The 16,753-nt window shown below is 69.8% G+C and carries 17 protein-coding genes; 5 read left to right on the top strand and 12 right to left on the bottom strand.

Annotated elements, in window-relative coordinates:
* Positions 1 to 44: 44 nt before the first annotated feature.
* The 8 genes from Q0916_RS02580 to Q0916_RS02545 form a co-directional block, all read right to left on the bottom strand.
* A complete protein-coding gene (locus Q0916_RS02580) occupies positions 45 to 239 on the bottom strand; it encodes a cold-shock protein (protein WP_299233955.1) in 195 nt (64 codons plus the stop codon).
* A gap of 115 nt (positions 240 to 354) precedes the next feature.
* Positions 355 to 1,587, bottom strand: coding sequence for an iron-containing alcohol dehydrogenase (locus Q0916_RS02575; protein ID WP_299233952.1), 1,233 nt, complete (start codon positions 1,585 to 1,587; stop codon positions 355 to 357).
* Positions 1,588 to 1,671: 84 nt separating this feature from the next.
* Positions 1,672 to 1,902: a hypothetical protein gene (locus Q0916_RS02570; protein ID WP_299233949.1), complete on the bottom strand. Its 231-nt coding sequence runs from the start codon at positions 1,900 to 1,902 to the stop codon at positions 1,672 to 1,674.
* Between the two features lie 138 nt (positions 1,903 to 2,040).
* Positions 2,041 to 2,568: a DUF5815 family protein gene (locus Q0916_RS02565; protein ID WP_299233946.1), complete on the bottom strand. Its 528-nt coding sequence runs from the start codon at positions 2,566 to 2,568 to the stop codon at positions 2,041 to 2,043.
* A 65-nt stretch (positions 2,569 to 2,633) separates the two neighbouring features.
* Positions 2,634 to 3,509, bottom strand: a complete 876-nt coding sequence (locus Q0916_RS02560) for a hypothetical protein (RefSeq protein WP_299233943.1) — start codon at positions 3,507 to 3,509, stop codon at positions 2,634 to 2,636.
* Positions 3,510 to 3,615: 106 nt separating this feature from the next.
* Entirely contained in the window at positions 3,616 to 4,029 is a 414-nt protein-coding gene (locus Q0916_RS02555; protein WP_299233941.1) for a DUF7124 domain-containing protein, read from the bottom strand.
* A 67-nt stretch (positions 4,030 to 4,096) separates the two neighbouring features.
* Entirely contained in the window at positions 4,097 to 4,585 is a 489-nt protein-coding gene (locus Q0916_RS02550) for a hypothetical protein (protein ID WP_299233938.1), read from the bottom strand.
* A gap of 86 nt (positions 4,586 to 4,671) precedes the next feature.
* Positions 4,672 to 5,916: an NAD(P)/FAD-dependent oxidoreductase gene (locus Q0916_RS02545; protein WP_299233935.1), complete on the bottom strand. Its 1,245-nt coding sequence runs from the start codon at positions 5,914 to 5,916 to the stop codon at positions 4,672 to 4,674.
* Positions 5,917 to 6,149: 233 nt separating this feature from the next.
* On the opposite strand from Q0916_RS02545, the gene Q0916_RS02540 reads away from it, so the two are divergent.
* Positions 6,150 to 6,743: a DUF6149 family protein gene (locus Q0916_RS02540; RefSeq protein ID WP_299233932.1), complete on the top strand. Its 594-nt coding sequence runs from the start codon at positions 6,150 to 6,152 to the stop codon at positions 6,741 to 6,743.
* A gap of 28 nt (positions 6,744 to 6,771) precedes the next feature.
* Here Q0916_RS02540 and Q0916_RS02535 read toward each other — a convergent pair whose 3' ends face one another.
* Positions 6,772 to 7,473, bottom strand: coding sequence for a DUF1405 domain-containing protein (locus Q0916_RS02535; protein WP_299233929.1), 702 nt, complete (start codon positions 7,471 to 7,473; stop codon positions 6,772 to 6,774).
* 142 nt (positions 7,474 to 7,615) lie between these two features.
* Between Q0916_RS02535 and pdxS the strand changes: the two genes are divergently transcribed.
* Positions 7,616 to 8,521 carry a pyridoxal 5'-phosphate synthase lyase subunit PdxS gene (pdxS, locus tag Q0916_RS02530; RefSeq protein WP_299233926.1) on the top strand — a complete coding sequence of 302 codons (906 nt, stop codon included), beginning with the start codon at positions 7,616 to 7,618 and terminating at the stop codon, positions 8,519 to 8,521.
* Positions 8,522 to 8,574: 53 nt separating this feature from the next.
* Here pdxS and Q0916_RS02525 read toward each other — a convergent pair whose 3' ends face one another.
* Together Q0916_RS02525 and Q0916_RS02520 are read right to left on the bottom strand one after the other, a co-directional pair.
* A complete protein-coding gene (locus tag Q0916_RS02525; protein WP_299233923.1) occupies positions 8,575 to 9,243 on the bottom strand; it encodes a nucleotidyltransferase family protein in 669 nt (222 codons plus the stop codon).
* Positions 9,240 to 10,436 (bottom strand): molybdopterin molybdotransferase MoeA, encoded by a 1,197-nt coding sequence (locus tag Q0916_RS02520; RefSeq protein ID WP_349254496.1) that lies wholly within the window; start codon positions 10,434 to 10,436, stop codon positions 9,240 to 9,242. Before Q0916_RS02520 ends, Q0916_RS02525 begins: the two co-directional genes overlap by 4 nt.
* Before the next feature lie 262 nt (positions 10,437 to 10,698).
* Between Q0916_RS02520 and Q0916_RS02515 the strand changes: the two genes are divergently transcribed.
* The 3 genes from Q0916_RS02515 to Q0916_RS02505 all read left to right on the top strand — a co-directional run bounded on the left by Q0916_RS02515 (position 10,699) and on the right by Q0916_RS02505 (position 14,494).
* Positions 10,699 to 11,709 carry an AAA family ATPase gene (locus Q0916_RS02515; protein WP_299233919.1) on the top strand — a complete coding sequence of 337 codons (1,011 nt, stop codon included), beginning with the start codon at positions 10,699 to 10,701 and terminating at the stop codon, positions 11,707 to 11,709.
* Between the two features lie 3 nt (positions 11,710 to 11,712).
* On the top strand, positions 11,713 to 13,128 hold the full coding sequence (locus tag Q0916_RS02510; RefSeq protein WP_299233916.1) for a VWA domain-containing protein: 1,416 nt from the start codon (positions 11,713 to 11,715) through the stop codon (positions 13,126 to 13,128).
* 184 nt (positions 13,129 to 13,312) lie between these two features.
* Entirely contained in the window at positions 13,313 to 14,494 is a 1,182-nt protein-coding gene (locus tag Q0916_RS02505; protein WP_299233913.1) for an XdhC family protein, read from the top strand.
* A 45-nt stretch (positions 14,495 to 14,539) separates the two neighbouring features.
* On the opposite strand, the gene katG is transcribed toward Q0916_RS02505, so the two are convergent.
* Positions 14,540 to 16,711 carry a catalase/peroxidase HPI gene (gene katG, locus Q0916_RS02500; protein ID WP_299233910.1) on the bottom strand — a complete coding sequence of 724 codons (2,172 nt, stop codon included), beginning with the start codon at positions 16,709 to 16,711 and terminating at the stop codon, positions 14,540 to 14,542.
* Positions 16,712 to 16,753: the final 42 nt, after the last annotated feature.

Raw genomic sequence — 16,753 nt, 5'->3', positions numbered from 1 at the left:
GAAATACTGAAAGTGTACCGTCCGAGTGCCCGAAGAACGCCGGCTTACAGCCGAACGACGTTCTTCGCGCGGGGGCCCTTGGGGGCGTCCTCGATTTCGAACTCGATCTCGGTCCCTTCGGTCAGATCCTCTCCGCCGACGTCCTCCATGTGAAAGAACACGTCCTCGTCAGAATCGTCCGTCTCGATGAAACCGTAACCGCCTGTGTCGTTGAAGAAGTCAACCTTGCCGTCTGCCATTACGCATTAACACAGCCTCCCACCGGGCATAAGGGCTTCGAAGCGGATCGCACGCGGTAAACGGCATCTAACGGCTGTTTTCCGCCTGTTGCGGCGGTCCATCGCCTCGAGCCGTTCAGGATCGCCGCCGGCTGTCCGGGGCCAACGCGTCGTCGTACACCTGCACGAACAGCTCCTCGAGTTCCTCGCGCGTCGGCTTCCGGGGGTTGTTGTCCGGCGACCCCGAGTCGAAGGCGTCCTGCGTCATCTCCGGGACGACCCCGAGGTACTCCTCCCGGGAGGGCACCTCGCCGAACTCATCGAGGTACCCGGTCAGGGAGATGTCCGCACAGAGCTCCTCGATACCCGCTTTGGCCTTCCGCGCGGCGATCCTGTCGGCCTCGCTCTCGTCGGCGACGCCGAGGAGCCGGGCGACCTCGGCGTACTTCCCGGGCGCGGCCATCTGGTTGAATCCGACGACGTACGGGAGGATGAGGCCGTTGGCGAGGCCGTGGGGGATGTGCAACTGCGCGCCGAGGGGCCGCGCCATCCCGTGGACCAACGCGACCGAGGAGTTCCCGAACGCCTTGCCGGCCTTGAACTGTCCGATCATCATCTCCGTCCGCGCCTCGATGTCCTCGCCGTTCGACCACGCGACCGGCAGGGCGTCGACGATCCGGCCCATCGCGTCGCGGGCGAACTCGTCGGTGACGCTGTAGGACTTGACCGACGTGAACGCCTCGATGGCGTGGGTGAACGCGTCGATCCCGGTAAAGGCCGTGTGGCTCTTCGGGAGCGACACGGTCAACTCGGGGTCCTCGATCGCGACGTCGGGCACGATGTTCTCCGAGACGATGATGAACTTCGTCGACGTCGACTCGTCCGATAACACCGCCGTCCGCGTCGTCTCGCTGCCGGTCCCGGCCGTCGTGTTGATCGCGATGAGCGGCGGGATCGGGTTCGGGACACCCTCGTAGCCGGCCCTGTCGACGCCGAAGCTCCGGATCGACCCCTCGTTGGCCGCGAGGATCCCGATCGATTTGCCCGTGTCGATCGAGGACCCGCCGCCGAGCGTGACGATGACGTCACAGCCCTCCTCGTTCCACACCTCGAAGCCAGCCTCGACGTTCTCGACGGTCGGATCGGGACGCACGCCGTCGAACACCGCCGTTTCGATCCCCGCCTCCTCTAAGACGCCGACGACGCGCTCGCCGTGGATGTCGTAGATCTCCTCGCTGGCGACGACCAGGGCCTTGATTCCGTGCCTGCTCGCGTACGTGCCGACCGTCCCGACCGCGCCGACGCCGAGTACGGTTCGTCCGGGCGATACGACGACGCGAGTCCCGTCCGTCGGTGTCTGGTGTGACATCGGCTTGCACAACGGCGGTCACGGTCAAAACAGTTTACATCGGTTCCGAGCCGAGTCGGGCCGACGCACCCGAGGAGCCGCCTCTCAGTTCTGGTCGGCCTCGAGGCGGTACCGGTAGGGCTGGTCTCTGATGACCTCGACCGCCCCGGCCTCGGCCTGCCGGCCGAGCACCGTTGCGACCCGGTGGGCGCTGTCGAACTCCTCGCCGTGCTCTTCGAGTAGCTCCAGGATCTCCCGGGCGGTCAGCGGCTCGTCGGCGTCGGCCTCCGAGAGCACGCTGTGGATCCGCTCGAACTCGCCCCGGCGTATGCGCATACACGCATACACGGGCGCTCACATCTTAAGCACCCGTCAGACAGCTGTCGGACGCGCGTCCGATCGAAACCGACGGCAAGCGCCCCATCGGGCCGTCCGACGCGGCCGCCGCCTCCGTGTGACGCGCTGTGACCCCGCTCACGCCGGCGCGTCGAACTCCGAGTCGAAATCGCGCTCGCGGCGGTACGCGTCGACGAACGCCTCGATGTCGAACGACAGCATCTGCTCTTCGAACTCCGCCGCCGTGCCGTCGTCGCCGTGGCTCGCGGCGTGTTCCATCAACTCGACGAGGAGCTCAACGACCACGGCGTGCAGCCGGCGGGCGTCGAACTCGCTCACCCACACGATCGCGTACCCGATCCGGCCGTCCTCCGAGACGTCCGCGACCGCGATGGCCTCCGGGAACTCCTCGGCGACCATCCCCATGACGTGGGCGGTCCCGAACTCGGCGAACTCGTCGTCGGTCTCGATGGCCGCCCGGAGGGTCTCGACGACCGACTCCGGGACGAACCGAGAGACCGGGTGGACGTCGACCACGACGGCGTGGCGGTCGCCGCAGGCACACTCGTACTCCCGCAAGCCCATGTCGAGATCGCCGGGCCGAACCGTCTCGCCGCACGGGAGTTCGAGTCGGTCCGACCCACCGGGAACGCGCGGCTCGGTCATACCCATGTTCGGCGTTCGATCGGATTAAACGCGGCGCTCGCGGCGGCGCTCCGGACCGGAGGGCGTCACCGGCTGAGGTCGTCCGGTCCCAGCGCGGCGTCGTAGGGGTCCGTCGGCTCCTCGTCGGGTTCGGCCCGTTCGGCCCCCTCGTCCCCGGCGCCGAGTTGGACGTACGCCCGGGTCGCCACCGCGGCTCCGAACGCGGCCAGGAGTCCGCCGACGACCGACGCCGCGATCGCCCCGCCCGTCGTCGACACGACGCCAACGGCCGCCGAGGAGACCTCCTCCAGCCGCGAGACGATCACCAGCACGGCCCCGACGACGAACACCCTGATGCGGTTTCCCTTCGTGATCCGCCACGAGTCGGCCATCGCCTGGACGAAGTTCTTGTCGTTGATCGCGATCTCCTGTCGCATGAAGTAAAACAGGACGGCGAGGGCGATCCCCGGCAACAGCAAAAACACCGCGCCGAAAGCGATGAGCCCCCAGACGATGATCCCGCCGACAAAGCCGTTCAGCGTCGCGAGCAGGATGTTCTCCGTTAGGTCGTCTCTCCGCACCGCCCCCGGGCTCTCGGCGGCGAAGACCCGGACGGCGACGATCGAGACCGCCTCGCCGACGAGCGCGAGCGCCACCAGCCCGGCCGCGGCCGGCCCGACCGACACCCCGAGCGCGAGCGGCGACGCGTCCCGGATGTTCCCGAGCGACGTTTCGGCCTCGCTCACGGCCTGTTCGTACTCGGTTTGGGTCAGCCCCAGATCGCCCGGTGAGGCGCTCTGAAGCGTCGCCAGCACCGTGTCGACGGCGGCCACGGACAGCGTCTGAAACAGTACCGTCGTGAGGAGGGCGATGCCAGCGAAGACGGCGGCCAACGCGAGGCCGTGTCTCGCGGCCGTGCGGGAGGCTCCTTCCCGGAGCGCTTGACCGATGTCGATACCCATGTCCGGACCCGCGTCCGCCGGCCTATTAAGCGTAGCCGAATCGCTCGCCGCCACGATCACCGACGGCGGCCCGGTCGGCCCGGGATCGCCCGCCGAGCGAGGGCTCTCAGGGCCAGTCGTCGCGGCGCTCGGGCGCCTCGTCTTCGGGCTCGTCGTCCTCCGCGAGGCCCCACTCGGCCGCCGCCGCCGCCTGTTCTAAGGGGAGAAACTCCCAGCCGACGGAGTCGGCGAGGTCCGCGTCCCCGTCGGTGAGGCCGACGAAGACGTGTCGGTCCGTCTGGAACTGATCCATGACGTTCTCGAGGCTCTCGGCGCGACCCCGCGGGCCCGAAAAGAAGTCCTGTCTGATCCGGTTCTTTCGCGTGAAGTTCGTCACGACGTACGTGGGCTTCTCGGAGATGACGCCCACGTACTCGCTCCAGGAACGGGCGTCCGAAAACACGGCCTCGGGGTCCGCCAGCTCCTTGAGCGCCTCCAACTCGAACGCGAGCGTCATGTCCGTTGAGCCGCCGCCATCCATACGACGAAAAGGGGGACACCGAGAGAAAGTCCTGTCGGTTGCTCGGCTTCGGCGCCGCCCGCCCCGATCACCGACGGGCGCTCGGCTCGCCTCCGAGCCGACCGTCCGGGGCGTTCCGGGCCCGACGCCGAACGTACATCAACGGCAACCCGGCGACGACGCCGGCGACGGCCGTGAGCCCGACGACGAACCCCACGAGCACCCTGATCATCGGGACCTCGGCCGCCTTGAGTCCCCAGACGCGAACGAACTGGACCGTCCACGCGGCCGCGGTGAGCAGGGCCGTAAGCAGGCCGAAGGCGCCGCCGCCGAGGTACGTGTACGATCCCCGCCGTTCGACCGCCCGCCACCAGACGACGGCGCCGATGGCGAACGCCGGGGCGGCTACCGCAACCGCCCAGAGGGTCCTCGGCAGGCCGAGCGCCGCCGCCGCCAGCGACAGCACGTCCGAAAGGACGAGCGCGATGGCGGTCGCGCACGCGAACGCGTACAGTCCGGCCGAAAGCGACCAGATCCGCGAGGTCCCGATGGCCGATGCGGCGGAGCGTGTCCACATACGCGACCCGTCGCCGGGCGGGGGTATAAAAGCGTCCGAACGTCAACCGCCGGTTTGACCGACGGTGCGGATCGGTGCCGCCGTCGTCAGTCGGCCGTCGCCGGGTCCTCGAAGGCCTCGATACCGACGCCCTCCTCGAGGAGAAGGTCGGTCCGATCCGAGACGTCGATCCCCTTGCGCGCGAGTTTCTTCAGCACCGACTGCGCCGAGAGGTCGCCGATGAGCACGCCACCGATGACGCGGCCGTCCTTGAGCGCGACGCGGCGCCACGTCTCGCCGTCGTACTTCCGCTCGACCGAGTCGTCCCCGAGCGTCGGGTGTCCGAAGGAGAGAAACGGGAACTCGAAGTGCGTGATCGAGTACGAGGAGACCCACTCGAACTCGGCCTCGGGGGCGTCTGCGACCATGTTCTGCCCGGCGATCGAACCCTGCTCTTTGGCCGATCCCCACGCGCCGTTTTGGGCGCGCTCGCCGAGGATCACGTCGTGGAACTGCGTGATGTCGCCCGCGGCGTAGACGTCCTCGACGTTCGTCCGCATGTACTCGTCGGTGACGATCCCGTCGTCCAGTTCGATGTCGGTGTCCCGGATGAACTCGGTGTTGAAGCTCAGCCCGATCGCGACGCCGGCGAAGTCGGCCGCGAACCGCTCGCCGTTGGGATCGATCGCGGCGGTGACGTGGCCCTCCTCGTCGGTCTCGAAGCGATCGACGCCGGAGTCGAAGACGGGCGTCACGCCGATGTCCTCCAAGGCGTCGTGGATGATCCCGGCGCCCTCCTCCGAAAGCGCGTAGCGCCACCACGAGTTGCCGCGCATCAGGTAGTGTGCGTCGACGTCCTGTGCGCCGCAGATGGCCGCGAGATCGATCCCGAGAAGCCCCGCGCCGACGACGACGCCGGTGTCGGCACCGGAGGCGCTTTGCTTGATCGCGCGGGCGTCCTCGAACGTCCAGAAGTGATGGACGCCCTCGGCGTCGCTGTTGTCGACCGGCAGTTGCACCGGCGTCCCGCCGGTCGCCAAGAGGAGTTTGTCGTACGACAGCGTGTCCCCGCCGTGCGTGTACACCTCGTGGGCGTCCGTGTCGACGCCGGTCACGACCGTATCGAGGCGCAACTCGATGTCGCGCTCGTCGTACCACGCCGGATCGTGGATCGACACCGGCGCCTCCGGGAGCTTCCCCTTGGCGAACTCCTTGATGAGAATGCGGTTGTACAGGGCCTCCCCTTCCTCGGTAACGACGGTGACGTCGGCCTCCGGATCGGCTTCCCGAACCGTCTCGGCGGCCGAGGCTCCGGCGATGCCGTCACCGATGATTACGTGCGACGCACTCATAGAAAGCGGTTGGATGTCCGGGTTAATGTGGATTGTCATCTCCGCCGCCGCCGCCCGTGTCAGGGGGCCGCACGCGCGGCGGTTTTCCGGACGAACGGTCGCCTGCTCCCGGCAAAACCGCCCGCGTACCGAGACCGGGCGGCCGCGGTATCCGTTCCGTCCGGACGCGAAGCCGCGCTTCGTTCGGCCCGGGAGACGGGGGCTTGAAGACGGTCGAGGCCGTATCGACTCGCATGAAAATCGTCCAGAACCCGCGCCACTGGGCCTCGAAGAAGGCACTGACGACGCCGGGCGTCCGCAGCGTTGCGACCTACGCACTCGTGAAGATGCACACGAGGATCTTCCTCCGGAAGACCGCCGAGTCGAACCGCGAACCGCGCCGCGATCACCTCGATTCGCTCTTCGAGGCGACGATGGACAGCTACCTCGCCGCGCTCGAGGGCGGGTACACCGAGGCCGAGGCCAGAGAGATCACGCACATCCAGGCGAACTTCGATTTCTTCACCCGCGGGTGGACGGAGATGATGGAGATCCCCGGCGACGAACTGGAGGCGCACTACCGGCGCTACGAGGCCTTCTTCGTCGAACACGACATCACCATCGACGACCCCCTCGGTTCGTTCGCGCCCCCCGGCGGGCTCGCCTCCGCGCCGGCGACGCCGGAGCAACTCGACGCCCCGGAGTACGAGAACGCCATCGAGGGCTTCGCCGACGACGTCTACGTCGAGACCCCCGACGGCCGGACGGTCGCGGGCGGCGACACCGACGAACCGGACTCTGTCGACCCCGCCGACGCACCGGGCGTCGACGACGTTGAGGCCGAGTGAGACCGGCGACTCTCCGGTACAATCGGGGTTAGGACGCCCCCGAGTGTGCGTTCTCCCGCAGTTCGATCCGGGTCAGAAGCGACAGATACACCGACGCGACGAGAAGCGCCACCGCCCCGGCCGCGGCCACCCCGAGCGCGTCGGCGCCGAGAAACGCCGGTTCGTCCCGCGCGGTCGGCAACACCGTGTGATGGAGGTCGCCGCGGATCGGAACGAAGTAATCGACCACCGTATCGACGCCGTACCAAAGCGTCGCAACCCCGACGGCCCCCGGACGGAACGAGCCGATCCGATGGAGGACGAACGCCTGCAGGACCATCGCGGCGTGGCTCCAGATCAGGAACTGCCGCATGGGCTCGCCGAGGTACCCGAACTGCTCGTAGAAGGCGAGGTGGACCCAGACCGTCCAGCCGCCGAGTACGACGTTTCCGAAGAACGCCAGCGCGATGAGCCACTGCTGGGGCCGCCCGAGCTTCCAACTCGCGAGCGCGAGGGCGATAAAAAGCGTCGCGACCGGGCTGTCCGGAACGAAGACCCACATCTCCACCGGCGTCGCCGACAGCTGCCAGCCGTAGTAGTAGAACCCGAACGCCGTCCCGAGGAGGTTGATCGCGACGATGGGCCACACGAGGTTGAGCGCGAGGTTCTCGAGTGACTCCGGCAGCGGAGCGACGTACCGGGGGAGCGATCCGCGCGGCACGTCCGACTCGAAGAGACCGTCGACGTCCATACGACGGCCTTCCGCCGGGAGAATAAAACACCCACCGATCGGCGAAACGACGCCCTGAACGCGTCGTTTTGCCCCGGGGCGAAACGGGGTAAACGGGTGGGGAACGACACCGGTTAAGTGTGTCCGGCCCCAACAGATGTGTATGAGTGAGACGGACATCGAGGAACTCAAGCGCGGGACCGACCTCGTCAAGCGCGGCTTCGCGAAGATGCAGAAAGGCGGCGTCATCATGGACGTCGTTACCCGCGAGCAGGCGCGGATCGCCGAGGACGCCGGCGCGGTCGCCGTCATGTCCCTGGAGGCGGTCCCGGCGGACATCCGGAAACGCGGCGGCGTCGCCCGGATGGCCGACCCCGAGATGCTCGAGGAGATCATCGACGAGGTCTCGATCCCGGTGATGGGGAAAAGCCGGATCGGCCACACCGCCGAGGCCCAGATACTCGAGGCGACCGGCGCGGACATGATCGACGAGAGCGAGGTCCTGACCACGGCGGACGAGCGCTACCACATCGACAAACGCGAGTTCACCTCGCCGTTCGTCTGCGGGGCCCGAAACCTCCCCGAGGCCCTCCGCCGGATCGACGAGGGCGCGGCGATGATCCGAACGAAAGGCGAGGCCGGCACCGGCGACGTCAACCAGGCCGTCACCCACCAGCGCAACATCCAGCGCGCGATCCGCAAACTCGACGGGATGGACCACGAGGAGCGCGACGAGTGGGCCCGCGAGCACGGCGCGCCCCGCGCGTTGGTCCACGAGACCGCCGAGATGGGCCGACTCCCGGTCGTCAACTTCGCGGCCGGCGGCATCGCGACGCCCGCCGACGCCGCGCTCATGATGCAACTCGGCTGCGACGGCATCTTCGTCGGGTCGGGGATCTTCGGCGCGGAGAACCCCCCGGCCATGGGCGAGGCGATCGTCGAGGCCGTCAACAACTACGACGACCCCGACACCCTCAAGGAGATCGCCAAGTCCCCCGGCAAGGGGATGTCCGGCCAGGCCAACGAGACGATGCCCGAAGAGGAGAAACTCCAGGGCCGCGGCGTCTGAGCCCCGACTCCCCCGTTTCGGAACCCCCCAACTTTCCTATCAGACGACCCCGATCAGGCCGCGTCGAGATCGGATCGCACGTCGACGTCCCGCCTGACCCCCCGATCCTCGACGTCGACGAGCGCGGCGGAGGGTCCTTCGAGTAGGACGCTCCGACCGCCGGTGTCGCCGTCGATCGCCGTCAGCTCCTCGAAGAACCGACGGTCGAAGAGCACCGGGTTTCCCCTGACGCCGTCCGTCGCCGCGGCGAGGGCGTCGGCGACCCCGCTTCGGTACGCCGACACGAGCGATTCGACGGTCCCGGGATCGACGAACGGCATGTCGCCGAGCGCGACGACCGCAGCCTCGGCTTCGGCCTCGGGCCGGCCGTTTCCCTCGAGCGCGTCGATCCCGGCCCGGACGGACGACGCCTGCCCGGACTCGTACGCGTCGTTTTCGACGGTCGATACCGGGAGATCCGAGACGGCCGCCCCGACGGCGTCGGCCTCGTGGCCCACGACGACGACGATCGGATCGAGCCCGGCGGCGAGAAGCGTCCGGACCGAGCGCCGAACGATCGCCTCGCCCTCGACGGTGGCGAGCAGCTTGTTCTCCGCGCCGAATCGCTCGCTCGTCCCCGCCGCGAGGACGACCCCGGCAATTCCGTCCGCGCCGTCCGCGCCGTCGGCCTCGAACGGCGGTTCGACGACCGCCAACCCGTGGTCGGACGGATCGTCGCTCACCGTTCGAGGACGTCGTACGGGACGACCTCGACCGGATCGCCCGCGGTCAGTTCGGTCTCGGTGAGGACGAGCCCGTCGGCCCGCGTCGCCCGGGTGCTCGAGGAGACGACGCTCGGGTCGAACGTCTCCGCGTACACCGACAGCGGGGAGTCGGCGTGTCCGAGCGGCATCGCCTCCCCGCCCGTCAGCGTCACCGGAACGGCGTAGACGAACCCCGACGCGGCGATCCCGACGTCGCGGGCGATCGTCGCCCCGACGGTCGGGCGCGCCGTCCGCCCGGTGAAAAACGGCCCGGCGACGAGCGCCGTCACGGCGTGTGCCCCCACCGGCTTTCCGGGGATCCCGAAGGCGACCGCGTCGTGGTCGTCGAGTTCGGCCACCGCGATCGGCTTTCCGGGGCGCAACCGGACGCGGTGAAACAGCACCTCGCCGAGCTCGGCGAGGGCCCGAACGACGTAGTCTTTCCGCCCGACGCTCGTCCCGCCCGTCGTCATCACGACGTCGTGTTCCTCGGCGAGGGTGCCGATCCGATCGCGGACGCGATCGTACTCGTCCGGCACCGTCCGCTCGTACGTCGGTTCGTGGCCCCACGCGCGGACGAGGCCCTCGAGCATCGGGGAATCGAGGTCGCGCTGTCTGCCCTCGTGGATCTCGGTCCCGGTGGCGAGCAGCCCGACCGACAGCCGCTCCCGGACGCGCACCGACTCGATCCCGAGGTCGCCGAGCAACAGGGCGTCCTTCGGGCCGAGGACCTCGCCGGCCTCGACGAGCCGTTCGCCCGCGGCGACGTTGCTCCCGCGCTCGTACACGTACGTTCCGGGCTCGATCGCCGCCCCGGAGAGTGACCCGTCCTCGATCGTCGCCGCCTCCTGTTTGAGAACCGCGTTCGCCGAGGGCGGCAGCGGCGCGCCGGTGAAGATCCGGACCGCCTCGCCCGGATCGATCTCCGGCGTGTCGCTCTCGGGGAAGATCTCGGCATCGACGAGATCGTACGGATACCCCTCGGTGGCGTCGAAGGCGTACCCGTCCATCGTCGCGTGACCCCGAGCCGGCCGGTCCTCGGGGGCACACACCGCCTCGGCGGCCGCCCGCCCGGCGATCTCACCGAGCGGGACCGCCTCGGTTCCCAACCGTCCGAGCCACCGCTCGCGGAGCCGCCGAACCCGCTCTCGGGCCTCCGTCAGCGACAGCATCCCCTCGCGGTCGTCGCCGTGACCGTCGCTGTGGCCGTTGCCGTGGTCGCCGTCCGCCCCGCCCCCGCGGCCGTCGGAGCCGTCCCTCACGGGCTATCGGCCTCCGCGCGTCGTTCGTTCCGGGCTCCTCGACTCGTATCAACGTTTATCATGGTGCTACGACGTACATTCGATGTGACAGCCGTATGTCGGCAACGATGACACATAAACCGTTGCGGTGCCGCCCGCCGGGCCGGGTCGGATCGCCCGCGGGTGCCGGCCGATGACCGACGGCGGGGCTACCCCGTTCGGTTCGCTGACCGAGGCCGACCTCCGGGAGCGCTTCGAACGGGCCGACTACGTCGCCGACGACCGGACGGTGACGACGGTCGGCCTCGCGCTCGGACTCGGCCGTCCGCTGCTCGTCGAGGGGCCGCCCGGAAGCGGCAAGACGGAGCTCGCGAAAACGCTCGCGAGCGGGCTCGACACGGAACTCATCAGGCTCCAGTGCTACGAGGGACTGACGGCCGAGAACGCGCTGTACGAGTGGAACTACACGAAACAGCTCCTGGCGGTTCAGGCCGACGAGGGCTCCGTCGCCGGCGGGTCGACGGACGCCTCCGAGGCCGGTCTCGACGCCGACCCCGACACTGATCCGGACCGCGCCCCCGGCCCCGACCCCGAGGCCGCGTCCGGGTCGGTCTTCGGCGAGGAGTACCTCCTCGAACGCCCGCTGTTGCGCGCGCTCCGCGCCGGCGGCGACCGCCCGCCCGTCCTCCTTATCGACGAGATCGACCGCGCGGACGAGGCCTTCGAGGCCTTCCTGCTCGAACTCCTCTCGGACTTTCAGGTGTCGATCCCGGAGTTCGGCACCGTCAGAGCGGCCGACCCGCCGGTCGTGGTCCTCACGTCGAACCGGACGCGCGGCCTCGGGGACGCGCTCAAACGGCGGTGTCTGTACCTCCACGTCGACGCCCCCTCGTTCGGGACCGAGTACGAGATCGTCCGCCGGAAGGTCCCGGAACTCGACGCCGCCGTTGCGGCCGAGGTCTGTGCGGTCGTCGAGCGGCTCCGCGACGAGCCGCTGCTCAAACAGCCCGGCGTCGCCGAGACGCTCGATTGGGCGCGCGCGGTGGCGAGACTCCGCGCCGGCGCCGAGGACCCCCTGTCGCCGGACGAGATCGACCGGACCCTCGGCTGTCTGCTGAAGGAGGCCGAGGACGTGACGCGTATCGACACGGAACTGCTCGAACGCCTCCGCGCCGCGGCGGCCGAGGCGGCCCCTCCGGAGTGACCCGTGTCGCGAGACGACCCACCGTATCCGGGTGGCTCTGACGGCTCCGGCGACCGCGACTCTGACGAGCCCGGCGATCCCGGAGACGGAGCGTTCGCCGCCGCGAACGGCGTTCCCGACTTCGCGGCGGCGCGCGAGCACCTCCTCACCGAGTTGGTCCGGTTCGTCCGGACCCTGCGGGACGACGGCGTCTCTGTGCCGGCCTCGGGGACGCTCGCGGCCGCGCGGGCGCTGGCCACGGTCGGGCTCAACGAGAGGGCCCGCGTCTCGGCCGCGCTGCGTGCGAGTCTGCTCTCTGAGCCGACCGACGCGGCCGCGTTCGAGGCGGCCTTCCCGGCGTTTTGGCGCCGCCTCCGGCGCGGCTTCGAGGACCTCGCGACCGACGACGGGGTCCCGGCTGGGTCCGATCCCGACGAGCGCGCCCCCGCGGCGAACGTCCCCGACGGCCCCGAGCCGCCGCCCGAGCCCGACCCGCCGGCGGCCGACGACGAGGGCGACCCGGCGAGTCTCTCGATCGAACGGCGACGCGCGACCGGCGACGGATCGACCGACGCCGGGCACTCGGAGCGCCGCCGGTACGGCGCGACCGGACGCCGCGAGCCGATCGGCGACGCGATCGGCCGCCCCGACGACGACGCGTTGGACGCGATCGATCGGTTCGTCGACGCGCTCTCGACGCGGCCCGGACGCCGGCGGCGGCGCTCCGAGCGCGGCTCGAGCGTCGACGCCCGGAGCGCGCTGCGCGAGAGCCTCCAGACGGGCGGCGCGCCGCTTTCGCTGCCGCACACGGCGGCGGTCCGGAGCGAACTCCAGTGCTGTCTGTTGATCGACATCAGCGGCTCCGTGCTCGACACGATCGACAGGGGGGCGCTTCTCGCGTTCGCCGAGCGGTTCGTGAGCCGCGCCTGGAGCGCCCGAGTGTTCTTTTTCGACACCGAACTCCGCGAGGTGACGGGAACGTTCACCCGCGCCGGCGGCGACCCCGCGGCCGCTCTCCGGGCCGCCGAGGTCGAGTGGGGCGGCGGCACCGAGATCGGACGCGCCATCGGGACGCTCCGCCGGACCGCACCGCACGCGGCGGATCGCCGGACCGCCGTCGTCGTCGTCAGCGACGGGCTCGACGTCGGGGACCCGGCGCGTCTGGCCGACGGGATCGCGTGGCTCGCCGACCGCGCGCGCGGGGTCGTCTGGCTGAACCCCCTCGCCGTCTCGCCGGAGTTCGAGCCGACCTCGCGCGGCATGGCGACGGTCGCGCCCTACCTCGACGCGCTGTTCGGGTTCGCCGGCGCGTCGGATCTCGCCGAGCCCGCGCGGCAGCTGCGTCAACGCGGGCTCTCCGGGCGGATCGGGCTCGACACCGGACGCGAGCGCGAGGGTCGACGGAGCGACGCGGCGACCGACGGAGGCCCGACGCGATGACCGAGATCGCACGCGCTCGTCGCTTCGACGCCGACGCGGCGCCCGCCGGCGCTTGTCGTGGGGTCGGCTCCGATCCGGCCCGACGGCCCCTCCGTCGGTCCCGGCTCACCCGGGGTCCGAAACCGGAACTGCAAAGCCCGCTCGGCCCGGTTGAACCGACCACGACCGTCCCGCGACCCTAACCATGTCAGACCACACGTGGAGCGCCCCCGAAACGGAAGTCGTACAGCGGATCCGCGAGCGGATCGACGCCGAGGGCTCCGACGTGCTCGCCACGGTCGTCGGCGTCGAGGGCAACGCCTACCGGAGACCCGGCGCGAAGATGCTCATCGACGGCTCCGGCGTCGGCGTCGGGTCGATCACCGCCGGCTGTCTCGAGGACGAACTGCTCGCGGCCGCCGCCGCCGTCCGCGAGAGCGGCCGCCCGGAGCTCGTCACCTACGACCTGACGAACGACGACGAGACGGACGTCTGGGGGCTCGGCGTCGGCTGCAACGGGGTCATCGAGGTCCTCCTCGAACCGCTCGACGAGACCTACCGGCCGGCCGTCGAGGCGTTCGCGGCCGGCACCGACATCGCCGTCCTCACCGCCCTCGAGGGCGGCGACGGGATCGAACGGGGCGACCGCGCGTACTACCGCCCGAGCGAGAAACGTCTCGGCGCCCCGGACGGTACCGACGCCGAGGCGTGGCCCGACGACGCGCTCTCGGAGCCGGCCGCAGACCTCGCAAAACGCGGCCGCGCCGGGACGCTCTCGGCCGAACGCGGGGGTGAGAGCGAAAGCGAGGGCGACGCTCTCGAGTTCTTCGTCGACGGGATCGCCGCGCCCTCGGAACTCCTCGTGTTCGGAACCGGCCACGACGTCGGCCCGGTTGCGGAACTCGGCGAGCGCAACGGCTTTCGGGTCACCGTCGTCGGGTTCCGCGGCGCGATCGACCTCCGGTCGCGCTTTCCCGCCGCCCACCGGACGGTGACCACCTCGCCGGGATCGATCGGGACGGACCTCGAGATCGACGAACGGACGTACGCGGTCGTGATGACCCACAACTTCGTCGACGACCGGCTGACCGTCGAGGCGCTACTCGACTCGCCGGCCCCATACGTCGGTCTCATGGGCCCGAACGAGCGCTTCGAGGAGATGCGCGAGGCGTTCGACGCGGAGGACAAAACGCTCGAGGAGTCCGATCTCGCCCGGCTGTACACGCCGATCGGCTTGGATCTCGGCGGCGCGTCGCCGTACCGGATCGCACACAGCATCGTCGCGGAGGTGCTCGCGGTCGAAAACGGGCGCACGCCGGCGCACCTCGCGGAGCGAGACGGCCACATCCACGACCGCGTCGACGTGACCGAGCACGGGCGGGACTGATCGCCGACCCGGAGCGATCGGTCGGCGGCTACGCTCCGGCCGGGATCACTCGAGGTCGAACCGATCGAGCCGCATCACCTTGCTCCAGGCATCGATGAAGTCCTCGACGAACGCCTCCTCGGCGTCCTCGGCCGCGTACGCCTCCGCGATCGCGCGGAGTTCGTCGTGAGAGCCGAAGATGAGGTCCGCGCGGGTCCCGCGCCACCTGTGCTCGCTCGTCTCGCGATCGTAGCCGTCGTAGACCTGATCGGACTCCGGCGACTGCTGCCACTCGGTGTCCATGCTCAGCAGGTTCACGAAGAAGTCGTTCGTCAGGGTCCCGGGCCGGTCGGTGAGGACGCCGAGATCGGAGTTCTGGTACGTCGCGCCGAGGGCGCGCATCCCGCCGACGAGGACCGTCATCTCCTCGGGCGTCAGGTTCAGGAGGTCGGCCTCGTCGACGAGGATCTCCTCGGCCCGCTTGTCGAGGCCCGCCGGGACGTGGTTGCGGAACCCGTCCGATTTCGGTTTGAGCGCCTCGAAGGAGTCGGCGTCGGTCTGTTCGGCGGTGGCGTCGGTGCGTCCGGGCTCGAAGGGGACCTCGACGTCGTAGCCGGCGTCGGCGGCGGCCCGCTCGATCGCGGCGTTCCCGCCGAGCACGATGAGATCGGCCAGCGAGACGCGCACGCCGTCGGCGCGCGAGTCGTTGAACGCCGCCTTGATCCCCTCGTAGGTCTCGAGGACGGTTTCGAGCTCTGCGGGCTCGTTGACCTCCCAGCTCCGCTGGGGTTCGAGGCGGATGCGGGCCCCGTTCGCCCCGCCGCGCTTGTCGCTGTCGCGGTAACTCGACGCCGACGCCCACGCCGTCTTGACGAGCTGTCGCCGCGAGAGGTCGGTGTCGAGGATCTCGGCTTTGAGCTCCTCGATCTCCTCGTCGCCGACGAGGTCGTAGTCGGCCTCGGGGACCGGGTCCTGCCAGATCATCGTCTCCTCGGGGACCTCCGGGCCGAGGAACCGCTCAGGGGGACCCATGTCGCGGTGGGTCAGCTTGTACCAGGCCTTCGCGAAGGCCATCCCGAACTCCATCGGGCTCTCCTGGAACCGCTCCATGATCTCGCGGTACTCGGGGTCGCGCTTCAGCGCGATGTCGGTCGTCAGCATCATCGGCGTGACCTCCTCGTCGGGGTTCTGGGCGTCCGGCGCCGGTTCGACGCCCTCGCCCTCCTTCGGCGTCCACTGCCAGGCGCCGCCGGGGCCCTTCTCGGGTTCCCACTCGTGGTCAAGGAGGTTGTCGACGTAGCCCATGTCCCACTCGGTCGGCGAGGACGTCCAGGGGCCCTCGATGCCGCTCGTGGTGACGCCCTCCTGTTCGGCCTCGTCGCCGTCCTGCCAGCCGAGGCCCAGATTCTCTATCGGGGCCGACTCGGGGTCGGGGCCGTGGGCCTCCTCGGTGCTGTCGGCGCCGTGGACCTTTCCGAAGGTGTGTCCGCCGGCGATGAGCGCCGCGGTCTGCTCGTCGTCCATCGCCATCCGGGAGAAGGTCTGGCGGATGTTCTTCGCCGAGGCCATCGGGTCCGGCTGGCCGTCTGGGCCCTCCGGGTTCACATAGATGAGCCCCATCACGGAGGCGCCGAGACCCTCCTGGATCTCGCCGGCCTCCGCGAACCGTTCTTGGGTTTCGAGTTCCTTTTCGGGGCCCCAATCGACGGCCTCGTCGGGCTCGAAGTCGTCCTCGCGCCCGCCGGCGAACCCGAACGTGGGAAAGCCCATCGACTCGACGGCGACGTTCCCCGCGAGGATGATGAGATCGCCCCACGAGAGGCTGCGGCCGTACTTCTGTTTGACCGGCCACAGCAGCCGCCGCGCCTTGTCCAGGTTGGCGTTGTCCGGCCAACTGCTGATCGGGGCGAACCGCTGTCGGCCGCCGGCGGCCCCGCCGCGCCCGTCGTAGGCGCGGTACGTGCCGGCGCTGTGCCACGCCATCCGGATCATGAACGGCCCGTAGTGGTCGTAGTCGGCCGGCCACCACTCCTGGGGGGTCGTGATGACCTCCTCGATGTCGGCCTTGACCTCCTCGAGGTCGAGCGCCTCGAACGCCTCGGCGTAGTCGAAGCCCTCGTCTATCGGGCCGGGGTCGCGGGCGTTCTGTTTGAGGAAACCGATGCTGAGTCGGTTCGGCCACCAGTCCCGGTTGCTCCGGCGCGTGTTGGGACTCGGGGAGACGTTGTCACTCGACATCGTACCACCGCTGTCGTGTCGTTTCGCACATACACAGAACGA

This window comes from Natronomonas sp. (assembly GCF_028274965.1).
Taxonomy (GTDB): Archaea; Halobacteriota; Halobacteria; order Halobacteriales; family Haloarculaceae; genus Natronomonas.
Note: the sequence above shows the minus strand (reverse complement) of the source record. Positions and strands in the feature narration are given on the sequence as shown.